We start from the raw sequence: 23,396 nt of genomic DNA, 5'->3' as shown, positions 1-23,396 counted from the left end.
GCGAGCCGGCGCACGCTCGGCGCCTCGAACAGGTCGCGGAGCGGGACATCCGCGTCAAGAGCCGACCTGATCCGGCCGACCAGGCGTGTGGCCAGGAGTGAATGGCCGCCGAGTTCGAAGAAGTTGTCGTCGATGCCGACCTTCGGTAGACCGAGGGTTTCGGCGAATACGGTGCAGAGGAGTTCTTCGCGGGCTGTTCGAGGGGCTTGGTAGGCCTGTGCGGTGGTGTATTCGGGCGCGGGAAGGGCGCGGCGGTCGAGCTTGCCGTTGACGGTGACCGGCAGGTTCTGCAGGGTCACGACCGCGGTCGGGACCATGTACTCGGGCAGGACGTTGCTCAGTGCGGCGCGCAGCTTCTCGGGGTCCGGGTCGGCGCCGTCGCTGTCGGGTGTCACGTAGGCGACCAGGCGTTGGTCGCCGGGAGTGTCCTCGCGTACCAGTACTGCGGTCTGGCCTACTGCTGCGTTCCTCAAAGCAGGTAGGCGAACTTCCGGCGCAGTCGGCGGTGCGGTGGCGGTGGTCGTCCCCAAACCCACGGGCGGGCACGGGTGTTGAGTTGGGCGGTGGCCACCCTCACGGCGCAGGCGATCTCGCCGGGGTCGGCGAAGGTCTGCCCGGCCAGCGCGGCCTTGCGCAGCAGCCGCCACCAGCCCTCGGCCAGGTTCAGCCAGCACGCGCCGACGGGGATGAAGACCTGATGGACCCTCGGGTGCTTCCGCAGCCACCTGCGGACGGGGCCGCTGGTGTGGCTGGAGAGGCTGTCGGCGATCACGTAGAGCCGGCCGCGCGGGTTGGCCCGGGCGATCTCCTGCAGTAGCCGGAGCCAGCCGGCGGTGTTGCGGGACGGCGCGCAGAGGGCCACCTCCCGGCCGTCCGCCGGTCGCAGGGCCCCGTACACCCGGGTCTTCTCTCGCCCGCGGGAGTATTCCAGCGGCGCCTTGATCCGGTGCCCGCCGGGAGACCAGCCTGGGGCGGGGGCGAAGGTCCGCGGGATCACCGGGCCGAGCTCGTCCGCGCAGATCGCCGTGGAGCGCGGCGGCGGGTCGGTGTACAGCCCGACGACCCGCGCCCTTTTGGGGCGAACTCCGCATCGGTGCTGTGCGCCCAGGACCGCGGGTGCCGCCAGTGCACCCCCTCTGCCCGCAGGATCCGGCGCACCTGGCTGCGGTGGACGTCGATGCCCCGCTCGCGGGCGACTTCGGTGAGCGCATCCAGCGTCCACTCGCCCGGCCCGGCCTCGTCGGCAGCCTTCAGGACGCCGCCGGGACCGGGCACCGGGCGCCCGGGCGGGTCACTTTCGGCCAGAGCGATGATCACCGAGCGCTCGGCCTCGGTCAGCCGGCGCGGGCGTCCGGGGACCGGCCGGTCGCCGAACCCGTCGATGCCCTCGGCGTTGAACCGGTGCAGCCGCTCCCGCACGGTCTTGGGATGGCAACCCAGTTCGGCGGCGATGGCGGTGACCTGCTTCCCGGCCCAGCTGAGGCTGATCATGCGGGCTGAAGTTCCCCCAACAGTCCCGGCATCCGTACACGGTGCAACCGACACCACGGCCTGCAGACTGCCCCTTGACAAGCCAGTTGAAGACTAGGGCATACGGCTGACAATCAACCGTGCGGCAGCAGTGGAGCGTGGTCCGCCGCTACGCGGCTCCGGGCTGAGGATGAGCTAACCCGGGCGTAAACGCCCGGGCTTGCGCTCAAGAGGAAGGTCAAGCCACTCGGCCTCGGTCTCGACTTCGAGGGCCAGTAGACCCCTCGGCCTCCGTTTCCAGCGCGGCTGGCAGCTCCGCCCTGCGCCGTATGCCGAGCTTGCGGTAGGTGCTGGTCAGGTGGGTCTCCACGGTGCGGCGGGCCACGTGCAGGAGGTCGGCTATCTCGGTGTTCGTGCGGCCGTCGGCGGCGAGTTCTGCGATGCGGCGCTCGCTGCCGGTGAGCGCCGCGGAGCCGGTGAGCGCGGCCGCGGAGCGGCGGGCGCCCCCCGCGCGCAGTGCCTCCTCGGCGCGGGCCCGCAGCCGTAGGGCGCCGAGCCGTTCGGCCTGCTCGGCCGCCTCCCGTAGGCATGCACGTCCCTGCGCCCGCTCCCCGGCGGCGGTCAGCTGCTGCCCTTGTGCGAGCAGCGCAGATGCCAGTTCGACATCGGCCGGTGACTCCCGCAGGACGGCCACGGCCTTTTCGGCCAGCTCCAGACCGCGCCAGCCGCCGGTCGCCCGGCCCAGGACCTGCAGGGCCCGCCCCACCGTGCGCGGGGTGTTCCACACCCGGGCCAGCCGCAGCTCCTCCTGCGCCAGCGTCAGCGCCTCCTGAAGGCTGCCCAGCGCCAGATGGCACCCCGCGGCCGCGGTCCGCCACGGCGTGACGACCGGGCTGAGCACGTCACAGGCCGACTGCCGGCGGCCGCATTCCAGGAAGTCGTGGAGAGCGCCCGTGACGTCCCCCTGGGCGGACCGCAGCAGGCCCCGCGCGTACAGGAAGCTGTTCAGCTCCCGGGAATCGGGCGCCTCCCGCAGGTCGAAGCTGTCCGCGAACCGCCCCGCCTGCTCGGTGCGGCCGGTCTCAACGAGGGCGACCAGGACGTGCGCATCCGCGTTGGATGGCCCGGTGCGATGCGCCGCGGTGGGCCGGGCCTCGTGGTCGGCGAGGAGCCGGCGGTAGTCTGCGCGGGCGGCGGCGATGTCGGCCCGGATGTCCAGCAGACCCTGTTTCATCGGGTGCAGCAGCAAGGGGTGCTGTCCGGCCAGGCCGCGTTCCACGAGCTTTTCCGCCTCGTCCAGTTCGTCGGCCCACTGGGCGACGGCGGCGGCGGTGCCCAGCAGGAAGGGCTCGGCCAGCGGGTCGGCGGGTTCCGTCAGCAGCGCCCGCAGCCGTGCCATCGCCGCCTGTGCCGAACTGGCCCCGGCCGCAGCCGCGTACCGCACCAGCAGGGCCTGTCCGGTGGCGCCCACAAGGTCTGGGGAGCGTTCGGCGGTGTCGCTCAGCCGCCGGTACGCATCCCGGCGGACCGTCTGGTCCTGATCGGACAGCAGCACGGAGGCGGTGTGCACGGTGCGGGCCAGTTCGGGGTGCCCGATCAGTTGGCCCTCGAGCCGCCGCAGCGTCTCCACGGCCGACCGGGTCTCGCCCTGGCCGGCCAGGGCCGTGCCGAGGGCGAGGGCCGTGCGCACCCGGTCGCGGGGCCCGGTCGGCAGGCGCAGTGCCTCGGCGAGGCGCGGTATGCCCCAGGGAGCGTCGTTGCAGGTATACGCCAAGGAGCCCAGCTCGGTCAGTAGCCGTTGCCGCAGGTCGTCCGGCAGCGGCTCGTCCAGGGCCCGGTGCAGATAGCCGACGGCGTCGTGGGGGCGGGCCTCGCACAAGGCGGCGGCCACGGCGTCCTGCAGCACGTCCAGCGCCCAGGGCAGACCGACGGCCCCACTGCCCAGCAGTTGCCCGGCCACGGCCTCGATCCCGTCGCCCCGGCGCAGCATCGCCTCCGCGGTCGCTCGGTGGACGGCCTGGCGCTCGGCGACCGGCCAGCCGGTGAGCACGGCGTCCCGCAGCAGCGGATGCGCGTAGCGGGGGTGGCCCGCGGCGTCCCGCCGCAGCAGTCCGAGCCGTATCATCGCGGTGAGCCAGCCGGGCACCCGGGCGGGGTCGGCCCCGGACGCCTCGGTGAGCAGTTGGGCGTCGACGGTGTCTTGGACGCCGGTCTCCTCCAGGGCCGCGAGCGTCCGCGCCACCGCGGCCGTTGCGGGCCCGGCGCTGTCCAGCCACCAGGAGACGGCCGCCGGGTATGCCCCCGGATACAGCGCCGCGCACGTCTGCGGCACGGCCGGGCACGGGGCGCCGCTCAGGTCGTCCAGCAGGGCGCGCAGTAGCAGCGGGCTGCCCGCGCCGGCCCGTACGCAGTCCACCGTCCACTGCGCCGAGGCCCTGGGGTGGGCGGCCCGGACCAGCTCCGCCGATGCGTCGTGGGTGAGGGGGGCGAGGGTGTGCGTGCGGACGAGGTGCGGCGACAGCGCGTGCGTGAGACTGGTCGGCTGGAGGCCGATGTCGTACTGACTGCGCTCGGTGGCCACCAGCAGGAGCGGTGACCGGTCGACGCGGCGGGCCGCCTCGACGAGCCAGCAGCGCGAGGGGCCGTCGGCGAGGTGGACGTCGTCCACGGCCACCATCAGCGGGCTCTCGGCCGCGTACGAGCGCATCAGCCGCCACAGCCGGGCCGCGCTGGCGCGGTCGTCCCCGCGGGGTGCCAGGTCCGTGAACTGCGGTACGGGGTCGAGGAGATGGCGGATCGTGGAGAAGGGCACGGCGGTGTCCTCAGGAGAACAGCGCACGCGCAGCACCCGCAGGCCGCGGTCGGACGCGTGCGCGGCGGCGGCCTCGAGGACGGCTGTGCGGCCGGTGCCCGTGGCCCCGCGCAGCAGGACGAGGCGACCGCTGCCGGCGCGGGCGCGTTCGACCTCGGAGGCGAGCAGTGCGTGCGCGTCGTCGCGTTCACGCAGCGGTCCGGTCATCCCTGCCTCCAGTGGTCGGTGCGGCGCTTCCGGATAAAGAGAACGTGGCACTACGTCGAGCAGTGCCGCCAGCGCGGTTTGGATCTCGCCGGGTTCGATGCGGAAGCCGCGGAGTTTGACCTGGTCGTCGGTGCGGCCGAGGTACTCCAGTACGCCGTCCTCGGTCCAGCGGGCCAGGTCGCCGGTGCGGTACATCCGTTCACCGGCGTCGCCGAAGGGGTTGGCAACGAAACGTTCAGCGGTCAGCCGTGGACGGCGGAGGTAGCCGCGTGCCAGTTGGATGCCGGCGAGGTAGACCTCACCGGCTACGCCCACCGGGGCCGGGCGCAGGGCTGCGTCCAGCACGTAGACGTGGGTGTTCCACACCGGTCGGCCGATCGGGACTCCGGGCGCCTGGTCGTGGTCGGTGCTCAGCCATGCCGTCACATCGACCGAGGCCTCGGTGGGGCCGTAGAGGTTGTGCAGTGCCACCGATTGGAGGAGCGCGCGGAAGCGCTGGGCTGTTTCTGTTCCCAGCGCTTCGCCGCTGCAGAAGACGTTGCGCAGTCCGGTGCACTGCATTGCGGACGGTTCCCGCAGGAACACCTCGAGCATCGACGGCACGAAGTGCGTGACCGTGACCTGCTCGGTCCGGATCAGCTCGACGAGGTAGCGGGGGTCACGGTGCCCTCCTGGCCGTGCGACCACCAGTGTCGCGCCCTGGATCAGGGGCCAGAAGAACTCCCACACCGAGACGTCGAAGCCGAAGGGTGTCTTCTGCAGGACCCGGTCCGATGTGTCGATGCGGTATTCGCCCTGCATCCACGCCAGTCGGTTCACCACGCCTTGGTGGGTGACCACGACGCCCTTGGGTCGTCCGGTGGAGCCGGATGTGTAGATCACGTATGCGGCGTGCGCACCCTGCAGCGCACCCCCGCGCTCCGCAGCCGAGTCGTCCCCGCTGTCCGGCGTCGCCGACACAGCGGTGTTCCAGGGGTCGTCGGTCTGCACCGTCACCGCCTGCACACGCGCGGCAAGGTCGGTGGCCAGGCCGGCCAGGCGGGCCCGGCCCGCCGCGTCGGCCAGAACGAGGGACGGGCGTGCGTCATCGAGCAGGTAGCCGACACGGTCGGCCGACAGTTCGGGATCGACGGGTACGTAGGCTGCGCCTGCCTTGAGTACGGCCAGCAACGCCACCACGAGGTCGGCCGAGCGTGTCATGCACACGGCGACACGTGACTCCACTGCCACGCCCCGGTCGATCAAGAGTCGCGCCAGCCGGTTCGCCCGGGCGTTGAGCTCGGCGTACGACACCGCCACACCCTCGAAGACCACGGCCGTCGCATCAGGCGTCCGGGCCACCTGCGCCTGGAACAACTCCGGCAACGTGCCCGAGGGCGCCACCCGTGCCGTGTCGTTGAAGACACCCAGCACCCGCAGACGCTCCTCCTCACCCAGCACATCCACCGTGTTCAGGGGAAGGTGCGGACGCTGGCGCAGCGCGCCCACCAGCTGTGTGACGACCGTCTCGGCCATGGCGGCCACCCGGGCGGGGTCGATCGGCTGCACTGCCTGGACGGTGAGGGTGAACTCGGTGCCCAGGTCGTCGACGAGGAGGTTCAGCGGGTAGTTCGTCCGCTCCTCCGTGCCGAGCAGTTCGATGTCCTCACCGGCCCGCCGCGCGGTCGGCACCGGATCGGGGCTGTGCCGGTAGTTCAGCAGCGAGGTGAACAAGGGCGTCTGGCCGGGCACCCCACTCGCCTGCTGAGCCAGTGCCAGGGGGGCGTGCTCGTGGACGATCAGCTCGCCGAGCTGCTTCTGCATGCTCCTGACGGCGTCGGCCACGGTCACGTCACCGGTGTCGACGCGCACGGGAAGCGTGTTGATGGACAGCCCGAGCACCCGACCGGAGTCGGCAGCGCCGCTCAACCGCCCGAGGAGGACGGTGCCGAAGGCCACATCAGAGCGGTCCGAGGTGGCAGCGACGAGCCGTGCCCATGCCACATGGAAGACGGCAGCAGGACTCACCGCCAGCTCGCGTGCCTGCTGCCGCAGGCCATGCGCGAGCTCGGGCGCGAGCGCCAGGCGTGCCTCGGCCGCATCGCCGGCGGAGCGGGTGTCCAGTACCCCGAAGGGGGCCGTGGGCTCGCTGACGTCGCCGAGCAGCGACGAGAAATAGCGCCGGTGTTCCTCCACGGTCAGGCCGCCGCGTGCCTGTGAGACGAAGTCCCGGAAGGGCAGGGGGGCGGGCAGCTCCGCGGTCCGGCCGTCCAGGAATGCCCTGACCTCCTCGAGGAGCACGTCCAGCGTCGTGTGGTCCTGGATCAGGTGGTGCACCTGGAAGAGGGCGAGCCAGCGGGCGCCGGCGGGGTCCTGCGCGATGTGCGCGTGAAGCATGGGTGCCTGGGTCACGTCCACCCTGGGCGGGCATGCAGAGCGAAGTTGTTCCACTGCTCCGACGTCCTCGCCGGCCCCGAGGTCGATCTCGTGCACCGGGATGGCGGCGTGTCGGAGCACGACCTGCACGGGCGTGTCCAGGTCCTGCCAGACGACAGCGGTCCGGAGTACGTCGTGACGGCTCACGACCTGCTGCATCGCCGACATGAACCGGTCGACCTGCTCCCGCGAGGGGAAGCCGAGAACCATCTGCATGACGTATGGGTCGCGGTCGCTGTCCGACTCCAGCAGGTGGTGGAAGAGAATGCCCTCCTGGAGCGCGGTGAGGGGGTAGATGTCGGCGATGTTGGCGGGACCGCCCGGAACACGCGTGGCGATCCGGGCGAGTTCGGCGGCCGTCAGCTCCGCCAGCGGCACCATGTCAGGGGTGATGGCCATGGCGTCGAGCGGGATGTGGCCGGCCGGTGGCGTGTGCGCCACCGGAGCGCTCTGCGCGGCCAGCCGGGCCACCGTGGGCGATGCGTACACGGTACGGACGTCCGTGATGACGTCCCGTGCCCGCAGACGGTCCACCAGCCGCACGGCGAGGAGCGAATCGCCGCCCAACTGGAAGAAGTTGTCGTCGACGCCGACTCGCGGCACGCCGAGGACCTCGGCGAACGTGGCGCACACGAGCTCCTCCCGGGACGTGCTCGGCGCCCGGTAGCTGTCCGCCGCCGCGTGGAGGGGGGCCGGCAGGCTTCGGCGGTCCAGTTTGCCGTTTGCGGTCAACGGCAGCGTGTCGATGGGCACGATGGCTGCGGGCACCATGTAGTCGGGCAGTGCTCCGGCTGCCCCGGCTCGCACCGCAACGGTGTCCACGGCGGCGCCGGCCGCCTCGGGTGTCACATAGGCAACAAGCCGCCGGTCGCCGGGGGTGTCCTCGCGTATCAGCGCGGCAGCCTGGCCGACACCGGGCAGGGAGGTCAGTGCCACCTCGACCTCGGAGAGTTCGATCCGGTAGCCGCGGAGCTTGACCTGGTCGTCGGTGCGGCCGAGGTACTCCAGTACGCCGTCCTCGGTCCAGCGGGCCAGGTCGCCCGTGCGGTACATGCGTTCACCGGCGTCGCCGAAGGGATCGGCGACGAAACGCTCAGCAGTCAGTCCCGGGCGGCCCAGATACCCCCGCGCCAGCTGGATGCCCGCCAGATACACCTCACCGGCTACGCCGGCCGGCACCGGACGCAGCGCGACATCCAGCACATAGGCCCGGGTGTTCCACACCGGTCGTCCGATCGGCACCCCCGCCCCGCCGTCCTGCTCGGTGCATGGCCACGCCGTCACATCCACCGACGCCTCGGTGGGGCCGTACAGGTTGTGCAGCGGCGTTGCTCCCAGGACGCGGCGGAACCGTGCCGCCGTCACCCCGGCGAGCGCCTCGCCGCTGCAGAACACGCTTCGCAGCCCGGTGCATCCCGTCGCGGACGGCTCGCGCAGGAACACCTCCAGCATCGACGGCACGAAGTGCGCCACCGTCACTCGCTCGGCCTGGATCAGTTCGGCGAGGTAGCGGGGGTCCCGATGCCCACCCGGCCGCGCCACCACCAGTGTCGCACCCTGCATCAGCGGCCAGAAGAACTCCCACACCGACACGTCGAAGCCGAACGGTGTCTTCTGCAGCACCCGGTCCGACCCGTCGATGGCGTACTCGCCCTGCATCCACGCCAGCCGGTTCACCACACCCTCGTGCGGAACGACCACGCCCTTCGGCCGCCCCGTCGAACCCGACGTGTAGATCACGTACGCCGCGTGCGCACCCTGCAGCGCACCCCCGCGCTCCGCAGCCACAAGGTCGGTGTCGGGCAGGCTTTGCCCCGACGCATGGTCGAGCACCAGGACGCCGGCCCCCTCCCCCGGCACGTGCGCATCGTGGCCGCCCACCCGATCACGGCTACCGGCATCCGTGACCACCAGTGAAGGAGACGCGTCATCCAGCACGTAGGCTATGCGCTCCGGCGGCAGTTCAGGATCGATCGGCACATACGCACCACCCGCCTTCCCCACGGCAAGCAGCGCGACCACCATCTCGACCGAGCGCCCCATCAGCACCCCGACCCGGCTCTCCGGGCCCACACCCCGCGCCACGAGCACCCGCGCCAACCGGTTCGCCCGCGCGTTCAGTTCGGCGTACGACACCGCGGCGCCCTCGAAGACCACAGCCCTCGCATCAGGCGTCCGCGCCACCTGCGCCTCGAACAACTCCGTGAGCGTCGCGGTGGCGTCGTCAGACCGGACGGGGCCGGTGGCCCAGTCAAGGGTCTGCTTCCGCTCACCTTCCGAGGCGATGTCGAGACGGGCGACGGGGTCCTCGGGGCGCAGGGTCGCCAGGTCCGCCAGCAGGGCGACGAACCTCCGGTGGTGCTCGGCAATCTGCTCGGCCGTGTACAGCGCGGTATTGGCGTGCAGGTCCACTCGCAGCCGGTTGTCCGCACGATCGAAGACCGTGATCGACACATCCCGCACCTGGCCGTGCGCCAGGTCCTCGCGGGCTGTCTCCGCGCACGGCCCGAACCGCAGCGGTGCAGATTCCGGCAGGATGTTCACCAGCGGGCCGAAAAGCGACTGCCCGGTGCCGGAGAGCTTCAGGTCCCGGTACAGGTCCGCGTAGCGGTAGTGCTGGTGCTGCAGGACGTTCCGCGCCTGGCTCGAAGCCCGGCGGACAAGGTCCCGCACGGTCATGCGCGCGTTCAGGCGCATGGGCAGCGGCAGTTCATTCGAGGTCATGGTCAGGGCACGGCGCGTCCCGCCCTTTCGCGCTGCCACCGTGAAGCCGAGGACCAGGTCCGAGGAGTGGGAAGCGCGGTGCAGGAACGCGGCTGCCGCACCCAGCAGCAGCGCCGGGAAACCGACTCCGCATGCACGCGCCAGCCGGCGGAGGGGCTCGCCGATCTCGGCGCCGACCAGGCGCGACTCCCGCAGCAGGCCGTCCGATGCCTCCGCCGTGCGTCCCGCGAGCGTCACCACGTCGGGGCGCTCAGCCAATTGTCCGGCCCAGAACTCCCGGTCCCGCCGGAACCGCTCGCCGGAGCGGTACTCCGTGTCGGCGCCGACGATGGCCTCGAGGCTCATGAAGGGGGTGACAGGAAGGCTTCTGCCCTCGGCGAGAGCCGAGTAGATCTCGGCCACGCGCTGCAAACCCATGTCCGCCGCGAACGCGTCCGCGACGATGTGGTGGGCGCGAACGTACAGCAGCGACGTGGTGCTGCTCACCGCGAAGACAGCGAAGCGCAAGGGGGATTCGACTTCGAGATCGATGACCCGCCTCAGATCGGCGCGCATCCAGGCCTTGGCGGATGCCTCCGGGTCGCTTTCCCCACGGAGATCGACGACCGTGCAAGGCACCGCCGAGTCGCCGTCGACCACCTCCTGCCACACGCCGGTGTCGTCATGACCGAAGCGCACCCGACAGGACTCCGCTTCCAAGGCCATTTGACGGACCGCCGACTCGACGAGGTCGGTCCGGAGCGGACCCTCGATCCGGACGACGGAGGCGACATTCAACGTGGGGTTGCCAGGGTCGAGTTGCACAGCGCGCCACACGCCCTCCTGAGCGGCAGTCAGCCCCGTACGCTTTCGTGTCCCATCAGGACGCATTTCCATGCCCCTCGTGTTCATGCAACTCAACGATCTCTGGCGCAGGTCGAGAACGTGGCGGCCGGCGCTCTGGCACCACCCCTCTGACCGAAGGAGTCCTCGACTGAGGACGGCCCGGGGCCGCCAGCACCTTCTCTGGCGGGCCGGGGAAAGAATGATGAATGCGGTGTCCGTGACCGCCCCGACACATCCGGGACGCAGATGGGTTTATCTATCCGGCTGCGGCGGACTTCTCCATCGCCTCGGCCAAACTGCGAGGTCGCATGTCGGTCCACTCCCGCTCGATGTGGTCGAGACATTCCTGTCGGCTTGCTCCGCCGAATACCTGGTGCCATCCTGCGGGCACTTCTATGTAATCCGGCCAGAGAGAATACTGCCCTTCACCATTTCGAAGGACCAGGTATGTTCCTTCGTTGTCCTCAAACGGATTCGCCATATTGCTCTCCTTTGCAAGTACGAATGAAAAAGGACCAGAAAGTGCGTAGCGGGCCGGTCAGCGTTCGCTCGCGACGAATGCACACCTCGAGGCAGATCCGGCGTCGACATCGTCGCCGGCGGTGGAGCATGCTCGGGAGAAATGCACGTGGTTCTCGCTCAACAAGCGGCTGGCCTGGATGGGATCGTTGTCGTCCGCCATGGACGCACCTTCACTCCGTCGAAGCGACCGCCCTCGACCCTTCGTCCGCGACGACCCGAACGCGCGGCTTCGGACCCTTCCGATCCCCGCGCGGTGGTCCGGGACGCCGACAGTCGGCAGGCAGCGCAGGGAGACCGGTTTCTGTCCTGCTCCGACCCCGGTGCGCTGCGCCCCGGCACAAACACAGCGGCGATGACCGCTGTCACACGACTCGCCCTGCTCCAGCCCAGCGGCACCCCTCGGCGATGGTGACACCCTCGCTGCCGCCGACGAGCTGCAGTGGGGAAGCCAGTCAACCCGCGCACGATGGAGTGCCGCGGTCACGAGCTCGGCGTCGCTGACCTGCCCGCGGTTGTCGACCACCCGTTGCGCGAAGCGAGCGGCCGCGGCGCGTTTGGGATCGACCGAGCTCCCGACGCGGCCGAGCTCGATGTCGTCGCCTGACATGCCGCCGAATTCGGTCGCGACGTAGGTGTGTATCGCCAGGCAGTAACTGCAGCGGTTGGCTTGCGCCACGGCCAGCGCGATGCTGTGCTGGGTCTCCGCATCCAGAACCCGGCTCAAGGTGCCTTGCAGAGTCGTGACAACCTCGAGAACGGTCGGGTTTGACGCGATGGTCTTGAACATGTTCGAGACGAAGCCGAGCTGCGCACCAACGTTGTCGAGTATCCGCTGCGCGCCGGCGAGCGCCCCCTCTAGAGGGGGAACGTTCAGTCGTGACACAGCGAATCGACTTCCGGTCGGGGTGTGAGTAGTCGTCGTCGAGCCCAAGTCGGGCTCGTAGTGCTTCAGAGCTCCGCCGCAGGCCTTACATGCGCTGGCCGCAACCTGGCCGGTGGCGTCGGTTGCGCCGGGCGCCTGGTGACCTGCATTGCGAGGGGTGACTCCGTCGGCGCCGAGTTCCGGATCTCTTCGCCACCGGGACACCGTACGAGAAGGACTATACAGACCAAAAACTTCCACGCAACGCCTCCCCCGGGCGGGCCGAGTCGGCCGCGCTGGATGCAAGCGGGTCAATGTCGCATCGGATCAGTAAACCTGCAGTTCAGAGCCATATCAAGGCTACGCCGTGAGCCATTCGACCGGTCGGAACGAGCGAGTTCAAGCCGCCTCGAGCCAGGCCAGCTCGGGCCCGATCGATCGCCTTGAATGGACTATTTAGTCCACCCTTACCAGTTCCCCGGTGGGCACGGCGCTGCAGCGCGACCGCCGGACGGCCGTCGTGGACTGGGCCAGACGGACCGGCGGGCTGGTATTGGAGGATGACTACGACGGTGAGTTCCGGTTCGACCGCCAGTCCGTCGGGGCGCTCCAAGGACTCGACCCCGACTGCGTGGTCTACCTGGGTACCGCCAGCACGACCCTTGCTCCCGGCCTGCGGCTGGCCTGGATGGCGCTGCCTCCCAGGCTCGCTGAGGAAGCCGTGGCGGCCAAGGGGCAGATCGACTCGTGCGAGGTACTCAGCCAGCTGACGCTGGCGGAATTCATCACCTCCGGCGCCTACGACCATCACGTACGTGCTGCCCGTCGGCGCTACCGCGATCGACGAGACGCTCTCGTCACAGCCCTGGCCCAGCACGCCCCAAAGGTGCGCGTCATCGGGACAGCGGCCGGCCTTCACACCGTGCTCGGTTTGCCGCCCGGAACCGAGCAGCGGGTCCTTCAGTCGGCAGCCCGGCAGGGCCTCAAAGTGGCTGGCCTGTCCCGATACCGCCATGAACGGTCCCTGAGCGCCATGGCCGATGCCCTCGTCGTTGGATACGGGGTGCCCTCCGACGCCGCGTGGCCTCAGAAACTCTCCGCACTCGTGCGGATCTTTTCCGGACGCGCCCCGAGTAGCCGGGCACCCGGACTGACACGGCAGCTGTAGTTCTTGATCGGTGATGCATCGGTGCTGGTCAAGTCGTTGCTGTGGCAGTGATGTTGTTCCATCTGCGGTGGGCTTGGGCGGCTTGGTGTTGGTGGTGGCGACGCCAGGCTGACCAGTGCAGGAGGTGGTCGCGTTCGCGTCGGGGGCGGGGCAGGACTGTGATCCGCAGGAGTCGGAGGAGTTCGCGGCCGCTGGGCGGGACGAGCTCGCTGCTCGTGGTGGCCGTGGTGGTGCGGGCGCGGGCGACGGCCAGGACGGCGGCGGCGAGCATGCTGATCAAGGTCCAGCGCATCCAGGAGTTCCAGCAGGTGGTCTGGCCCTGGTCGAGGCCGCAGACGCCCTTGGCCATCTGGAAGTCCTCCTCGACGCGCCACCTGCGGCACACCACGTCCACAAGATCGGCCAGAGTGACCGGGGCGGCGGAATGGCAGCGGTAGAAGGAGAGTTCACGGGTGTAGCGGTGACGGCGCACCAGGACGGCGGCGTGCCCGGGCCGGTGTCCGTCGGGGGTGTCGTCGGGGCGGATGCCGAGCACGGCCCAGTCGTAGTGGCGGTCGCCCTTCAGGCCGTGGCCGGTGCGCAGGCGCATCCAGCTCTTCTTCGGGACCCGGGCCGCGAGGTCGGTGACGGTCAGGCGGCCGACGGCGGTGTCCACACGGTGATCGGTGCGGACGGCCAGGGCGTAGTCGAAGGCGAGTGCGCGGGCGGCCTGTCGCAGCTCACGGCCGCCGTAGACCTCGTCGCCGGCAAGCCACCGTGCCTGTATGCCCAGGTCGCGGGCACGCTGCAGCATGACGGCGGCCTGCTGGGGCTTGGTGGCGAACTCGATGTCGTCCGGGACGTGGGTGAGCAGGCGGCGTTCCTCGTCGGCGGCCCACTCCCTGCCGAGGTAGAGGGCCCGGTCGATCGGGGCGTGCCCGGTGCGGCTCGCGTAGGTGAGGTGGACCGCGACCTGGCACAGGCCGAGGCCGCCGAGGGCACCGGAGTACTGGTGGGCCGCACCGACGCAGTCCGTGGAGGATTTCTCGTCACCGGTCTCATCCACGATCAACACCGCGTCCGGGTAGGCGAGTTCACCCGCCGTCCAGGCCGCGATCCGGTCCCGGGCCAGATCGTGATCGACCGAAGCGCGGGACAGGAAGTGCTGCAGCCGATGCGGACCGCCGTGCCCGAGGGCCTCGGCAAGGGTCCAGCAGTTGCGGGTGTCCAGCTCCATCAGCATCGCCTCGCACATCTCCCGTGCCAGGGCTCGGGGTTCACGGCGCCCGAAACAGTCCGCGATCTCTTCGGTCACCGCCCCCAGCGCCGTCATCCATGCCTGCTCGGCTATCGTGGCCTCCACGGCCACCTGCTCCTGATACGTCGTCACAAACGTTCATGATCACGGTGGCCGTACCCATGCTCGCAGGCACCCCACCACCGCACTGACCAGCATCGACAACCTACCGATCAAGAACTACAGCTGCCGTGGAAGAACGACGTTGACTGCGCCGCCACGGAGTCATGCTCGCGACTCTCACCCCATGCTCCGACGCTCAAGACCACGGAGCCCACCAGGAGAGCCACCACAGCCGTGATGAGCGCGATGAGCCTGTTGGTCTTTCCTATTCCACCGTGTGAATCTTCGCTGGACAGCTTACTGTCGTTCACTTTCTTGTTCTTTCTCTGTGCGATTCGAGGTTCAGTGCAGGCGCCGTGTACACGGTGCTGGCGTGCAAGGTTGCGGTCTGTCGATCAGGTGTAGATCGGCGCGGCCGACGCGGCGAACGAGGCCTCCATGGAGACCACCGCAGATGAAAATGGGCTCTCCTGCCGCATGTGTGGGTGCCCTGACCTGCCCTGATAGGGGAAACACGCCGTCTCCTGCAAGGCTTGAGGTCTCGAGGCTCAAGTTGGATCAAGCAGGAAAACGGCGTGTCCCTCTTCAGGATATGGAAGCGGACGCTGACGGCTGAACACACGGTGGTCGAGGGCGTCCGGATCGACGAGAACGAACAGTGTGTGATCGTGTCGGTACGGCCCGATGCGCGCCGTCGGCAGCGGTGCGGCCGGTGCCGGCGTCCGGCGCCCTGGTACGACGCGGGGCGGGGACGGCGGCGGTGGCGGGACCTCGACCATGGGGTGCTGCGTGTCTTCCTGGAGGCCCAGGCGCCGCGGGTGACCTGCCGGGAGCACGGGACGACCGTCGCCGCGGTGCCCTGGGCTCGTCACGGCGCCGGGCATACCCATGCCTTCGACCAGCAGGCGGCTTGGATGGCTGCCGAGTGTTCCAAAAGCGCGGCCGCGCAGTTGATGCGTACGTCCTGGCGGACCATCGGTGCGATCGTCGAGCGGTACGTCGCCGACCGCGACCGGTTTGTCGACCGCCTGTCGGGGCTGCGGCGGATCGGCATCGACGAGATCAGCCACCGCCGCGGGCAGAAGTACATGACGATCGTCGTGGACCACGACACCGCGAGGGTGGTGTGGATGGCCGACGGGCACGGCAAGGACGTCCTGCACCGGTTCTTCGACCAACTCGGCGTCGACCGCACCGCCCGCTTGACGCACATCAGCGCCGACGGCGCCGCCTGGATCGCCGATGTCCTGGAACACCGGGCCACGCAGGCCGTGCGCGTCATGGACCCCTTCCACGTTATTACCTGGGCCACCGACGCCCTGGATACCGAACGCCGCTCGAGCTGGAACCGCGCCCGCCGCCAGGCCCAGGACCCCGAGCGGGCCCGGGCGCTGAAGGACTCCCGCTTCGCCCTGTGGAAGAACGAAGCCGACCTCACCGACCGGCAGGCCGCGAAACTCGCCTGGATCGCTGCCACCGATCCACGCCTGCACCGCGCCTGGCGCCTGAAGGAGGCCCTGCGGGCAGTGTTCTCCCTGGCCAAGTCCCGCCCCACCGCGGCCCTGCGGGCACTGGACCGGTGGATCGGCTGGGCCCGCCGCTGCCGCATCGACGTCTTCGTCGACCTCCAGCGCCGTATCCGCCGCCATTACCAGGCGATCCGCGCCGCGCTGACCACCGGTATGAGCAACGGCCTGATCGAGTCCACCAACACCAAGACCCGCCTGATCATCCGCAGAGGCTTCGGCTTCCACTCCGCCGACGCCATCATCGCCCTGGTCATGCTCACCCTCGCCGGCCCCCGCCCCCAACTCCCCGGACGCCAACCCGCCTCAGCATGACCCACACATCAAGCAGGAGAGCCTGAAAATGCCTGCCGGAGCGTTCTGCCCCGGCGAGCCAGGTTGATCACTGGTGCCACGTCTAGAATCGAGCCGTGCCTTTCTATTCCTCTGAACCACCCCGGAGTTTCTGGAGGCGCCGGGCTATGTCTAGGCCCAAGGGACCGACGCCGGACAGAGACAGGCCGTCGCACCCGGGCCAGACCGCGAACCACACGACAAACGCAACTTTTTTTCCCCGGCGCGCCCATCATGCAGCGTAGAGGACTATTTAGTCCACTCAGGTGAAACAAGCCTACAGCGATACACGCCCAGACCGGAGCCGTGCTCCTCGCCGCGCCGGGCAATGAGCGGCGTGATCCCGACCTCGCAGGCCTATCTGCGGTACTTGTCGTGGTCGACGTAGAGCGTGTCTGGTCGCCGGCGGCGAGGAGCACGGCTTCGCACTGGTGGGATCGCGTGGATGAGCGGCATCAACTGAATCAGGACCAAGCGCACACGCTTGCCGAAGCTGCGGTATCTTAATGTGGACGGAATCGTCCAATTATCTCCTGGTCGACGGATCGCCCGAACTCATCGGGCCAACCACCCGCCGCAACTCGAGGACGGAGCACGCAGGAGCCATCAGCCGCGGAACCGACTGCGCCGATGCTGGAGTAAGACGGCACGACGGATCTGACACTGCTGAGCTTCAAAGCGTGGTGTCGGCAGGGGCTGACGGCCTGGGATCCCTGCGGTATGGCGATTGCATGAGGTATGCGCAAGGAGGCGGGCTGACCGACGAGCGGCGGGCCTTCCGCGAGAAGTTGAGATGGAGGCGGCCGAGCGGTTCGCCCAGGGCGACGAGAACGCGGTCATCGCGCACCACCTGCGGGTCAGCGTCCGGTCGGTACAGCGCTGGCGCAAGACCTGGTCCCAGGACGGGCCGAGAGCCCTGGCCTCCTCCAGGGGGCCGGCGTGCTTGCCCCTGCTCACGAGCTGTTCGCGGTGCTGGAGCAGGAGCTGGCCAAGGGGCCGGTGGCGCACGGCTGGCCGGACCAGACCTGGACCCTGTCACGGATCAAGACGCTCATCGGGCGCCGGTTCCGCAAGAGCTACACGTGCAGGGCGTTGCCGCGCTGCTCAAGCGGCACGGCTGGAGCTGCCAGGTGCCGGCCCGGCGGGCGGTGGAGCGCGACGGGGCAGCGGTGGCCGGCTGGGTGAAGGAGACCTGGCCGCAGGTGGAAGGGCCGTGGCGGCGCTCGGTGCCTGGCTCGTCTTCGAGGACGAGGCGGGCTTCTCGATGACGCCGCCGACCGCCCGTACCTGGTCCCGTCGCGGCCGTACTCCCGTCGTGCGGGTGCGGGGCCGCTCCCGCCGCCGCTTATCCGTCGCCGCCCTGACCTGCTACAAACCCGGCGAACGCTTACGGCTGATCTACCGGCCCTGCCGGACGCCCGGCCAGATGGACGCAAGAGCTTCTCCTGGAAGGACTACCGCGACCTCATCCAGACCGTGCACCAGCAGCTCGGCGGCCCGATCGTGCTGGTCTGGCCAAGACCCTGCCCGGCCAGCCCAAGAAGTCCACGGTCACAGATCTCTGACCGCTACTTTGCGGCTGGGGTCAGAGATAGGAGCTCGCACACGCCGTAGATTCGACCGCGACGAACAGGACGGCGGCTGCCGTGCCGGGAGCCTGGAGAAGGGCACTTCGGGAAAGTTGTAGAGAGTCGGGGCTCCCGTAGGACGGGAGTCTTGACAGCCGGGAGACCTACCGGGCCTGTAGCGGCCCGTCCTGAGGGCGCGTCAGCCGCCCGGTCCCCGCCAGCCCCGCCACTGTCCCGCGGAATTCGGCCAGGAGATTGCTTTCCTTGTCGACGAAGTGCTCCGCGGCGTCGCTTAATGCCAAGCTCCGCTGACCCATACACGTGGAAGCGGCTACCGAGCTTGGAGTACGTCGGCGTCGGGAGACGTAGCGAAGGTCTGCACGTAGTCGATGGCTGTCTGCAACGCATCTTTCAGTGGAGCGATGTCCCGCCCGGCCTGGGCCAGGAGCGTGCCGCCCTGGAGGGCAGCAAGGAGCAGATTGGCCAGCTGCGTGGGATCTGCCTCGGCGCTGATGCGGCCGAGTTGCTGCATGCGCTCGATTCCATCGCGGAAGATGTCCTTCCACTGGTCGAACGCGCTCGCGAGCTCGTCGTGGACGTCAAGGTCCGTCTTGATGATCTCGCTCGCCAGGGAGCCGAGAACGCAGCCTTCCTGACGGGCGCGCTCGTAGCCGACGTAGAAGTCCGTCCACGCCCGAAACGCGTCGAGGTTGTCGAAGCAGGCGAATGGCTCGCCGCCGTGGAACGTGAGGACGCGCTCGGCCTGCCAGGCGATCACGGCCAGGACGAGACTCTCCTTGGTGGGGAAGTAGTGGTTGAGCTGCGATCCGCTGACGCCGGAGGCGCGGCGGAGCTGTTCGTTGTTCGTCGCATGGACCCCCTTGGTGTAGATGAGCTCTGCGGCGTGCTCCATGATGCGGGCCCGCGTTGCCTGTCCCTTGTCGGTGAGCTTGTGGGGCTCCCGACCTCCTGCGGTGGGTTTCATGCTTCGGACGATACCCAGATTGGGCTTGACAGCCCAGTCCCGAGTGGTGTTAGCTCCAGGAGTGGGCCGACAAGCCCAAAACAGCTCGGGTGTCACCCGCGCTGACGACGACCACTCACCGGAGGCTGATGCGCCATGTCACGTCTGAATGTTCCTTCTCTTGAAGAGGTTCCTGCGGGTGCGAAGGGTGTCCTGGACAAGGTCGGGGGGCAGTTCGGGTTCGTGCCGAACATGTTCGTGACGCTCGCGTCGAACCCGGCCGTTCTGGACGTGGTTATGGCGTTGCAGGGCTCTTTGAGTCGGGTTCTGGACGCGAAGACGCGGCACACGATTGCGCTCGCGGTCTCGCAGGCCAACGGTTGTGATTACTGCCTGGCGGTGCACTCGTACGTGTCGTCGGAGTTCGGCGGTATGTCGAGCGAGGACATCGACCTGGGCCGGGCGGGGAGTTCGGTCGACCCGAAGCGCGCCGCGGTTGCTCGCTTCGCGCAGCAGGTGGTGGAGAGTCGCGGGCGGGTGAGCGACGCCGACCTCGCGGCTGTGCGGGGCGCGGGGTACACCGACCCGCAGATCCTGGCGATCGTGACGGCCGCGGTGGCAGCGCAGCTCACCAACTTCATCAACAACGTCAACCAGACCGACGTCGACATTCCCGCCGCCAGCTCGGTCGGTACGTCCGGCTGATCGCTCGAACCCTCGTACCGGGCCGCGTACGCGGCCCGGTACCCCTCTCACCGATCCGATGATCTTTCAAGAGAGGGCTTCACGTGCCGGGCTCTGAGCTCTATGAGAAATTCATGGCGTTGCACACCCGTGACGGCGGGTTCGTCATGCCGAACGCCTGGGACGGCCTGTCGGCGTTGATGCTGGCCGATGCCGGCTTCGAGGCGATCGCGACGTCGTCGGCGGCACTCGCCTTCACGCTCGGCCGCCTCGACGGGCGGCACGAGGTCACCCGCGAAGAGCACCTGGAGCATGCGCGGTTGCTCGGTCAGCTCACCGAGCTGCCCGTCAACGGCGATTTCGAGGACGGGTACGGCGACACGCCGCAGGACGTCGCAGCGACGGTGGAGGCGGCCGTGGCGTCTGGGCTGGCCGGGATCGGGATCGAGGACACCTCGGGTGATCCCGAACGGCCGATCCGATGCTTCGACGACGCCGTCAACCGCGTTCGCAGCGCGGTCGACGCGGCCAAGGGGCGCATCGTCGTCACCGGCCGGACCGACAACTTCATCCAGGGGCGGCCCGATCTCGATGACACCATCCGGCGTCTGACGGCCTTCGCCGAGGCCGGCGCGGATGTGCTCTACGCGCCATTCCCACCCGACCGCGACGCACTCGTCGCGATCGTCACCGCCGTCGCGCCGACACCGGTCAACGTCCTGGTGTCGCCGGCAGACAAGGTGCTGACCGTCCCGGAGTTGCAAAAGGCCGGGGTCAAGCGGATCAGCTTGGGTCCGATGCTCTACGCGAACGCGATGGGGGCCCTCGAACACGCCACCAAGGCGCTCGTCGCGGGCGACCTCGCCGCGGCGACGACGGGCATGAGCTTCGACCGTATCGGCGCACTGCTCGCCGGCAAGAAGTAGCCCGAACCCTTGAGGATCTCTACCCATCAACCACTGATCGTAAGAAGAAGGCAGACTGACGTGGACCTCGACAAGCTCATGAACAAGCACCTCACCAGGTACTTCGACCCCAGCACGACCATTCCGGAAGAGACCCTGGAGAAGTTACTGAGGTTCCTGCGCTCCACGCCGACGTCGGTGAACATCCAGCCGAACCACTTCTACGTCCTCGCCACGCCCGAGGGGAAGAAGCAGCTCGCGGACAACCTGGGCGAGCGGTTCCAGGACAACGGCGAGAAGATCCTGAACGCGTCGCACACCATCATCCTCACCACCCGGGCTGACGTGCCCGACAGCCACCTCGAGGCGGTGTTCAGCAAGGAGAGGGCCGACGGCCGGTTCCCTGACCCGTCAAAGCAGCAGCTGTGGGAGTCGATGACCCGGGACTTCCTCAACCTGCGCAACTACGGCTACAAAGACCTGAACCACTGGATGGAGAAGCAGACCTACATGGCGGTGGGCCTGACCATGATGGCGGCCGCCGAACTCGGCGTCGAGGCCACACCGCTGGAGGGGTTCGACCCGACCAGTGTTGACAAGGCGTTCAAGATCCGCGAGACCGGACACAGCACGACGGTGCTGCTGGCCCTGGGCTACCCCGACCCGGAGAGGGTGTACACCAGCCCGATCTCGCGCTTCGACGCCGACCAGCTGTTCACATTCATCTAAACACCCGGAGTTGATTACCTTGGACGGACAGGAGCTGCAGAAGATCGCGGGCGACTGCACTGTGGAACTGCCCGGCGCCGACCTGGAGCATGTTTTCGGCCCCGACTGGGAGGTCTACAAGGTGCGCGGCAAGGTCTTCATGCTCATGACCGACATGCCGGGGCGCCCCGTCGTGATCCTGAAAGCTGATCCGGACGACGCCGCAGCCCTGCGTGAGCAGTACGCAGACATTACCCCCGGCTATCACATGAACAAGAGGCACTGGATCACGGTGGAAGGCGGGGACACCGTCGACGAGAAGCTAGTGAAGGAGCTCGTGATCGACTCCTACCGTCTCGTGGTCGGCGGGCTTCCCAAGTCCGCGCAGCCCGTGGATCCGCGCACCTACGGCCGCCGCGCCTGACCTTCGTCATGCCTATCAGCGGCGAGAAGCTCCAGGACGGAGCGCGCGACACGGCACTGGCGCGGCCCACTGACGGCCTGGCGGTGGACTTCGTTGTCGAGGCCGATCGAGCCGAACTGGGTGAGATCGTGCAGCGGGTGCGGGACGGACGGCTGCGGACAAACATCGGTGACGTCGCGAGCCTCGATGACGCCATCGGTGCCCTCCACCCGACCACGCGACGCAGCGGGAAGACAGTCATCCGCGTACGCCCATAGGCAGCGGACGGCCACAGTCCGACTGGCGGGTCATCCCCACGGTGCACGAGATGAAGCGGCTCGGCCGCGACGCCGCCGAACTCCTCCGCAGCCCCGACCCGTTGGTCTGCGTACGCATCCTGCAGGGCACCACTGCCGCATTGATGGTGCCTCAGGTCCTCGCCATCGGACCTGAACGTGAAGTCATTGACCAGGCCTTCACCGACCAAATGCACAACGAGCGCCGCCTACTGAACCTGCTGACGCCCACCGAGACCACAACACTCGAAACGCTGCTCACGACCTGGCTCTCCCGTATGGCACAGGCCGCCCCAGCAGCAACTGACCAGACACCTATCCGAGCCGCGACCTGCTGGAAAGACGGTATGACGCAGCTTGGCAACACGGGTGATCGTCGCGTGCATCGCGTCGACTTTCGGATGAGGAGAACTCACTTCATGCCCAGCCCCACGGTCTTCCGATCAGCTTCCGCCGCCCCCGGCGACCGAGGACTGCTCCTCGGCCGCGCCTTCCCGGACCAGATCCGGCGGACCTGGGACTTCTACAACGAACTCTTCGCGACCGCCGGGGCGGCTCGGCAGGACGTCACCAAGTGGGGCCAGGAGGCCTTGGAGCACATCGGCGCGCTGGCCCCCGACCTAGCCGCCGAGATCGACGGCATCGCCCGCGGCTCCGGCCTGCCGCCCCATCAGATCGCCGCGCTCAATGCCCGCACGGAGATCCTCGGCCGACTCGGGCAGCAGCACCCGGAGTGCTCGACCGTCGTCCACACCCCGGCCGGCGGCGGCCCACCGGTCACCACCCAGACCTGGGACTGGCACGACGGCATGCGCGATAACTGGTTCGTGTGGACCGTCGAGCACCCGGACGGCCGGGTGGTGCGCACGCTCACCGAATACGGCATCGTCGGCAAGATCGGAGTCAACTCCCGCGGACTCGGCCTCCACTTCAACATCCTCGGCCACCGCTCCGACCAGTCCCCCGAACACCACGGCCCATGGCTCCCCGTCCACGTCCTGGCCCGCCTAGTACTCGACCGCTGCGCGACCCTCGACGAGGCGAAGGCACTGGCCATGGACACCCCGGTCGCGGCCTCTTCCGCGCTCACCCTGTGCGACTACGAGGAAGGCCGCGCCCGCGCCGCCACCGTCGAAGTCAGCCCGGCCGGTCCCGCCCTGCTCCAGCCCGGCGACGACGGCTACCTGCTCCACACCAATCACTTCCTCGCCCCGAACCTGTCCCCCGGAGAGACCATCGGAACGCAGGACCCCGACACCTACCACCGCTTCGAGGCCCTGCAGAAACGCACCCGCCCGCTGGATGCCCCGGACCGCGGCGCCCTGCTGCAGACCCTCACCGTCCACCTCGCCGAGGGCGCGGCCCTGTGCTGCCACGCGGCCCCGACCGCGCCACTCGGCCAGCGCTGGGAAACCCTGGCCACCGTGTCCCTCGACGTCACTACAGGCCACCTCGCCGTCCACCCCGGCGGCCCCTGCACCGCCCAGCCCCTCACCTGGACGCAGGTCTGACAGATCGCCCGCACAACGCTCCGGCGCTCACCCCCCGGTCCAGGCCGCCGACCGCGGACCGGCCCATCAACCGCACCGTCATCCGCCGTCCGGCGACCGCGCCGAACAGTCCGAAGACCTTGCCGCGCTCCTCGGGGGGAAAAGTGGGCTCTCC

At 69.1% G+C, this 23,396-nt stretch carries 14 protein-coding genes and 4 pseudogenes; 9 read left to right on the top strand and 9 right to left on the bottom strand.

Features of this window, described 5'->3' with window-relative positions; all coding sequences use genetic code 11:
- Positions 1-5 precede the first annotated feature (5 nt).
- The 6 genes and pseudogenes from ACQEXA_RS56540 to ACQEXA_RS56515 all read right to left on the bottom strand — a co-directional run.
- Positions 6-536: pseudogene (locus ACQEXA_RS56540) on the bottom strand (phosphopantetheine-binding protein); the annotation flags it as partial.
- Positions 470-997: a transposase gene (locus ACQEXA_RS56535; RefSeq protein WP_432920417.1), complete on the bottom strand. Its 528-nt coding sequence runs from the start codon at positions 995-997 to the stop codon at positions 470-472. The gene ACQEXA_RS56535 and the pseudogene ACQEXA_RS56540, both read right to left, overlap by 67 nt.
- Complete coding sequence (locus tag ACQEXA_RS56530; protein WP_432920420.1) at positions 994-1,491, bottom strand: helix-turn-helix domain-containing protein; 498 nt, start codon at positions 1,489-1,491, stop codon at positions 994-996. Before ACQEXA_RS56530 ends, ACQEXA_RS56535 begins: the two co-directional genes overlap by 4 nt.
- A gap of 217 nt (positions 1,492-1,708) precedes the next feature.
- Positions 1,709-10,498: an amino acid adenylation domain-containing protein gene (locus ACQEXA_RS56525; protein ID WP_433134211.1), complete on the bottom strand. Its 8,790-nt coding sequence runs from the start codon at positions 10,496-10,498 to the stop codon at positions 1,709-1,711.
- A 211-nt stretch (positions 10,499-10,709) separates the two neighbouring features.
- Complete coding sequence (locus tag ACQEXA_RS56520) at positions 10,710-10,934, bottom strand: MbtH family protein (protein WP_432920426.1); 225 nt, start codon at positions 10,932-10,934, stop codon at positions 10,710-10,712.
- Positions 10,935-10,991: 57 nt separating this feature from the next.
- Complete coding sequence (locus ACQEXA_RS56515) at positions 10,992-11,858, bottom strand: carboxymuconolactone decarboxylase family protein (RefSeq protein WP_432920429.1); 867 nt, start codon at positions 11,856-11,858, stop codon at positions 10,992-10,994.
- Between the two features lie 457 nt (positions 11,859-12,315).
- Between ACQEXA_RS56515 and ACQEXA_RS56510 the strand changes: the two are divergent.
- A pseudogene (locus ACQEXA_RS56510) lies at positions 12,316-13,005 on the top strand (aminotransferase class I/II-fold pyridoxal phosphate-dependent enzyme); the annotation flags it as partial.
- A 28-nt stretch (positions 13,006-13,033) separates the two neighbouring features.
- On the opposite strand, the gene ACQEXA_RS56505 reads toward ACQEXA_RS56510, so the two are convergent.
- Entirely contained in the window at positions 13,034-14,374 is a 1,341-nt protein-coding gene (locus ACQEXA_RS56505; protein ID WP_433134209.1) for an IS701 family transposase, read from the bottom strand.
- A 545-nt stretch (positions 14,375-14,919) separates the two neighbouring features.
- On the opposite strand from ACQEXA_RS56505, the gene ACQEXA_RS56500 reads away from it, so the two are divergent.
- Entirely contained in the window at positions 14,920-16,185 is a 1,266-nt protein-coding gene (locus ACQEXA_RS56500; protein ID WP_432920435.1) for an ISL3 family transposase, read from the top strand.
- A 300-nt stretch (positions 16,186-16,485) separates the two neighbouring features.
- Here ACQEXA_RS56500 and ACQEXA_RS56495 read toward each other — a convergent pair.
- A pseudogene (locus ACQEXA_RS56495) lies at positions 16,486-16,665 on the bottom strand (IS5/IS1182 family transposase); the annotation flags it as partial.
- A gap of 269 nt (positions 16,666-16,934) precedes the next feature.
- Here ACQEXA_RS56495 and ACQEXA_RS56490 point away from each other — a divergent pair.
- Positions 16,935-17,718: pseudogene (locus ACQEXA_RS56490) on the top strand (winged helix-turn-helix domain-containing protein); the annotation flags it as partial.
- Positions 17,719-18,102: 384 nt separating this feature from the next.
- On the opposite strand, the gene ACQEXA_RS56485 reads toward ACQEXA_RS56490, so the two are convergent.
- Entirely contained in the window at positions 18,103-18,756 is a 654-nt protein-coding gene (locus ACQEXA_RS56485; RefSeq protein WP_433134207.1) for a TetR/AcrR family transcriptional regulator, read from the bottom strand.
- A 135-nt stretch (positions 18,757-18,891) separates the two neighbouring features.
- Between ACQEXA_RS56485 and ACQEXA_RS56480 the strand changes: the two genes are divergently transcribed.
- The 6 genes from ACQEXA_RS56480 to ACQEXA_RS56455 all read left to right on the top strand — a co-directional run bounded on the left by ACQEXA_RS56480 (position 18,892) and on the right by ACQEXA_RS56455 (position 23,242).
- Positions 18,892-19,440, top strand: coding sequence for a carboxymuconolactone decarboxylase family protein (locus ACQEXA_RS56480; RefSeq protein WP_432920447.1), 549 nt, complete (start codon positions 18,892-18,894; stop codon positions 19,438-19,440).
- A 113-nt stretch (positions 19,441-19,553) separates the two neighbouring features.
- Entirely contained in the window at positions 19,554-20,345 is a 792-nt protein-coding gene (locus ACQEXA_RS56475) for an isocitrate lyase/PEP mutase family protein (protein ID WP_432920450.1), read from the top strand.
- Positions 20,346-20,405: 60 nt separating this feature from the next.
- A complete protein-coding gene (locus tag ACQEXA_RS56470) occupies positions 20,406-21,053 on the top strand; it encodes a nitroreductase family protein (protein WP_432920453.1) in 648 nt (215 codons plus the stop codon).
- 19 nt (positions 21,054-21,072) lie between these two features.
- On the top strand, positions 21,073-21,456 hold the full coding sequence (locus tag ACQEXA_RS56465) for an MmcQ/YjbR family DNA-binding protein (protein WP_432938713.1): 384 nt from the start codon (positions 21,073-21,075) through the stop codon (positions 21,454-21,456).
- 8 nt (positions 21,457-21,464) lie between these two features.
- Positions 21,465-21,713: a hypothetical protein gene (locus ACQEXA_RS56460; protein WP_433134205.1), complete on the top strand. Its 249-nt coding sequence runs from the start codon at positions 21,465-21,467 to the stop codon at positions 21,711-21,713.
- Between the two features lie 437 nt (positions 21,714-22,150).
- Positions 22,151-23,242 carry a C45 family autoproteolytic acyltransferase/hydolase gene (locus tag ACQEXA_RS56455; RefSeq protein ID WP_432920459.1) on the top strand — a complete coding sequence of 364 codons (1,092 nt, stop codon included), beginning with the start codon at positions 22,151-22,153 and terminating at the stop codon, positions 23,240-23,242.
- Positions 23,243-23,396: the final 154 nt, after the last annotated feature.

The organism is Streptomyces sp. CA-106110, assembly GCF_050936285.1.
Lineage (GTDB): Bacteria > Actinomycetota > Actinomycetes > Streptomycetales > Streptomycetaceae > Streptomyces.
Note: the sequence above shows the minus strand (reverse complement) of the source record. Positions and strands in the feature narration are given on the sequence as shown.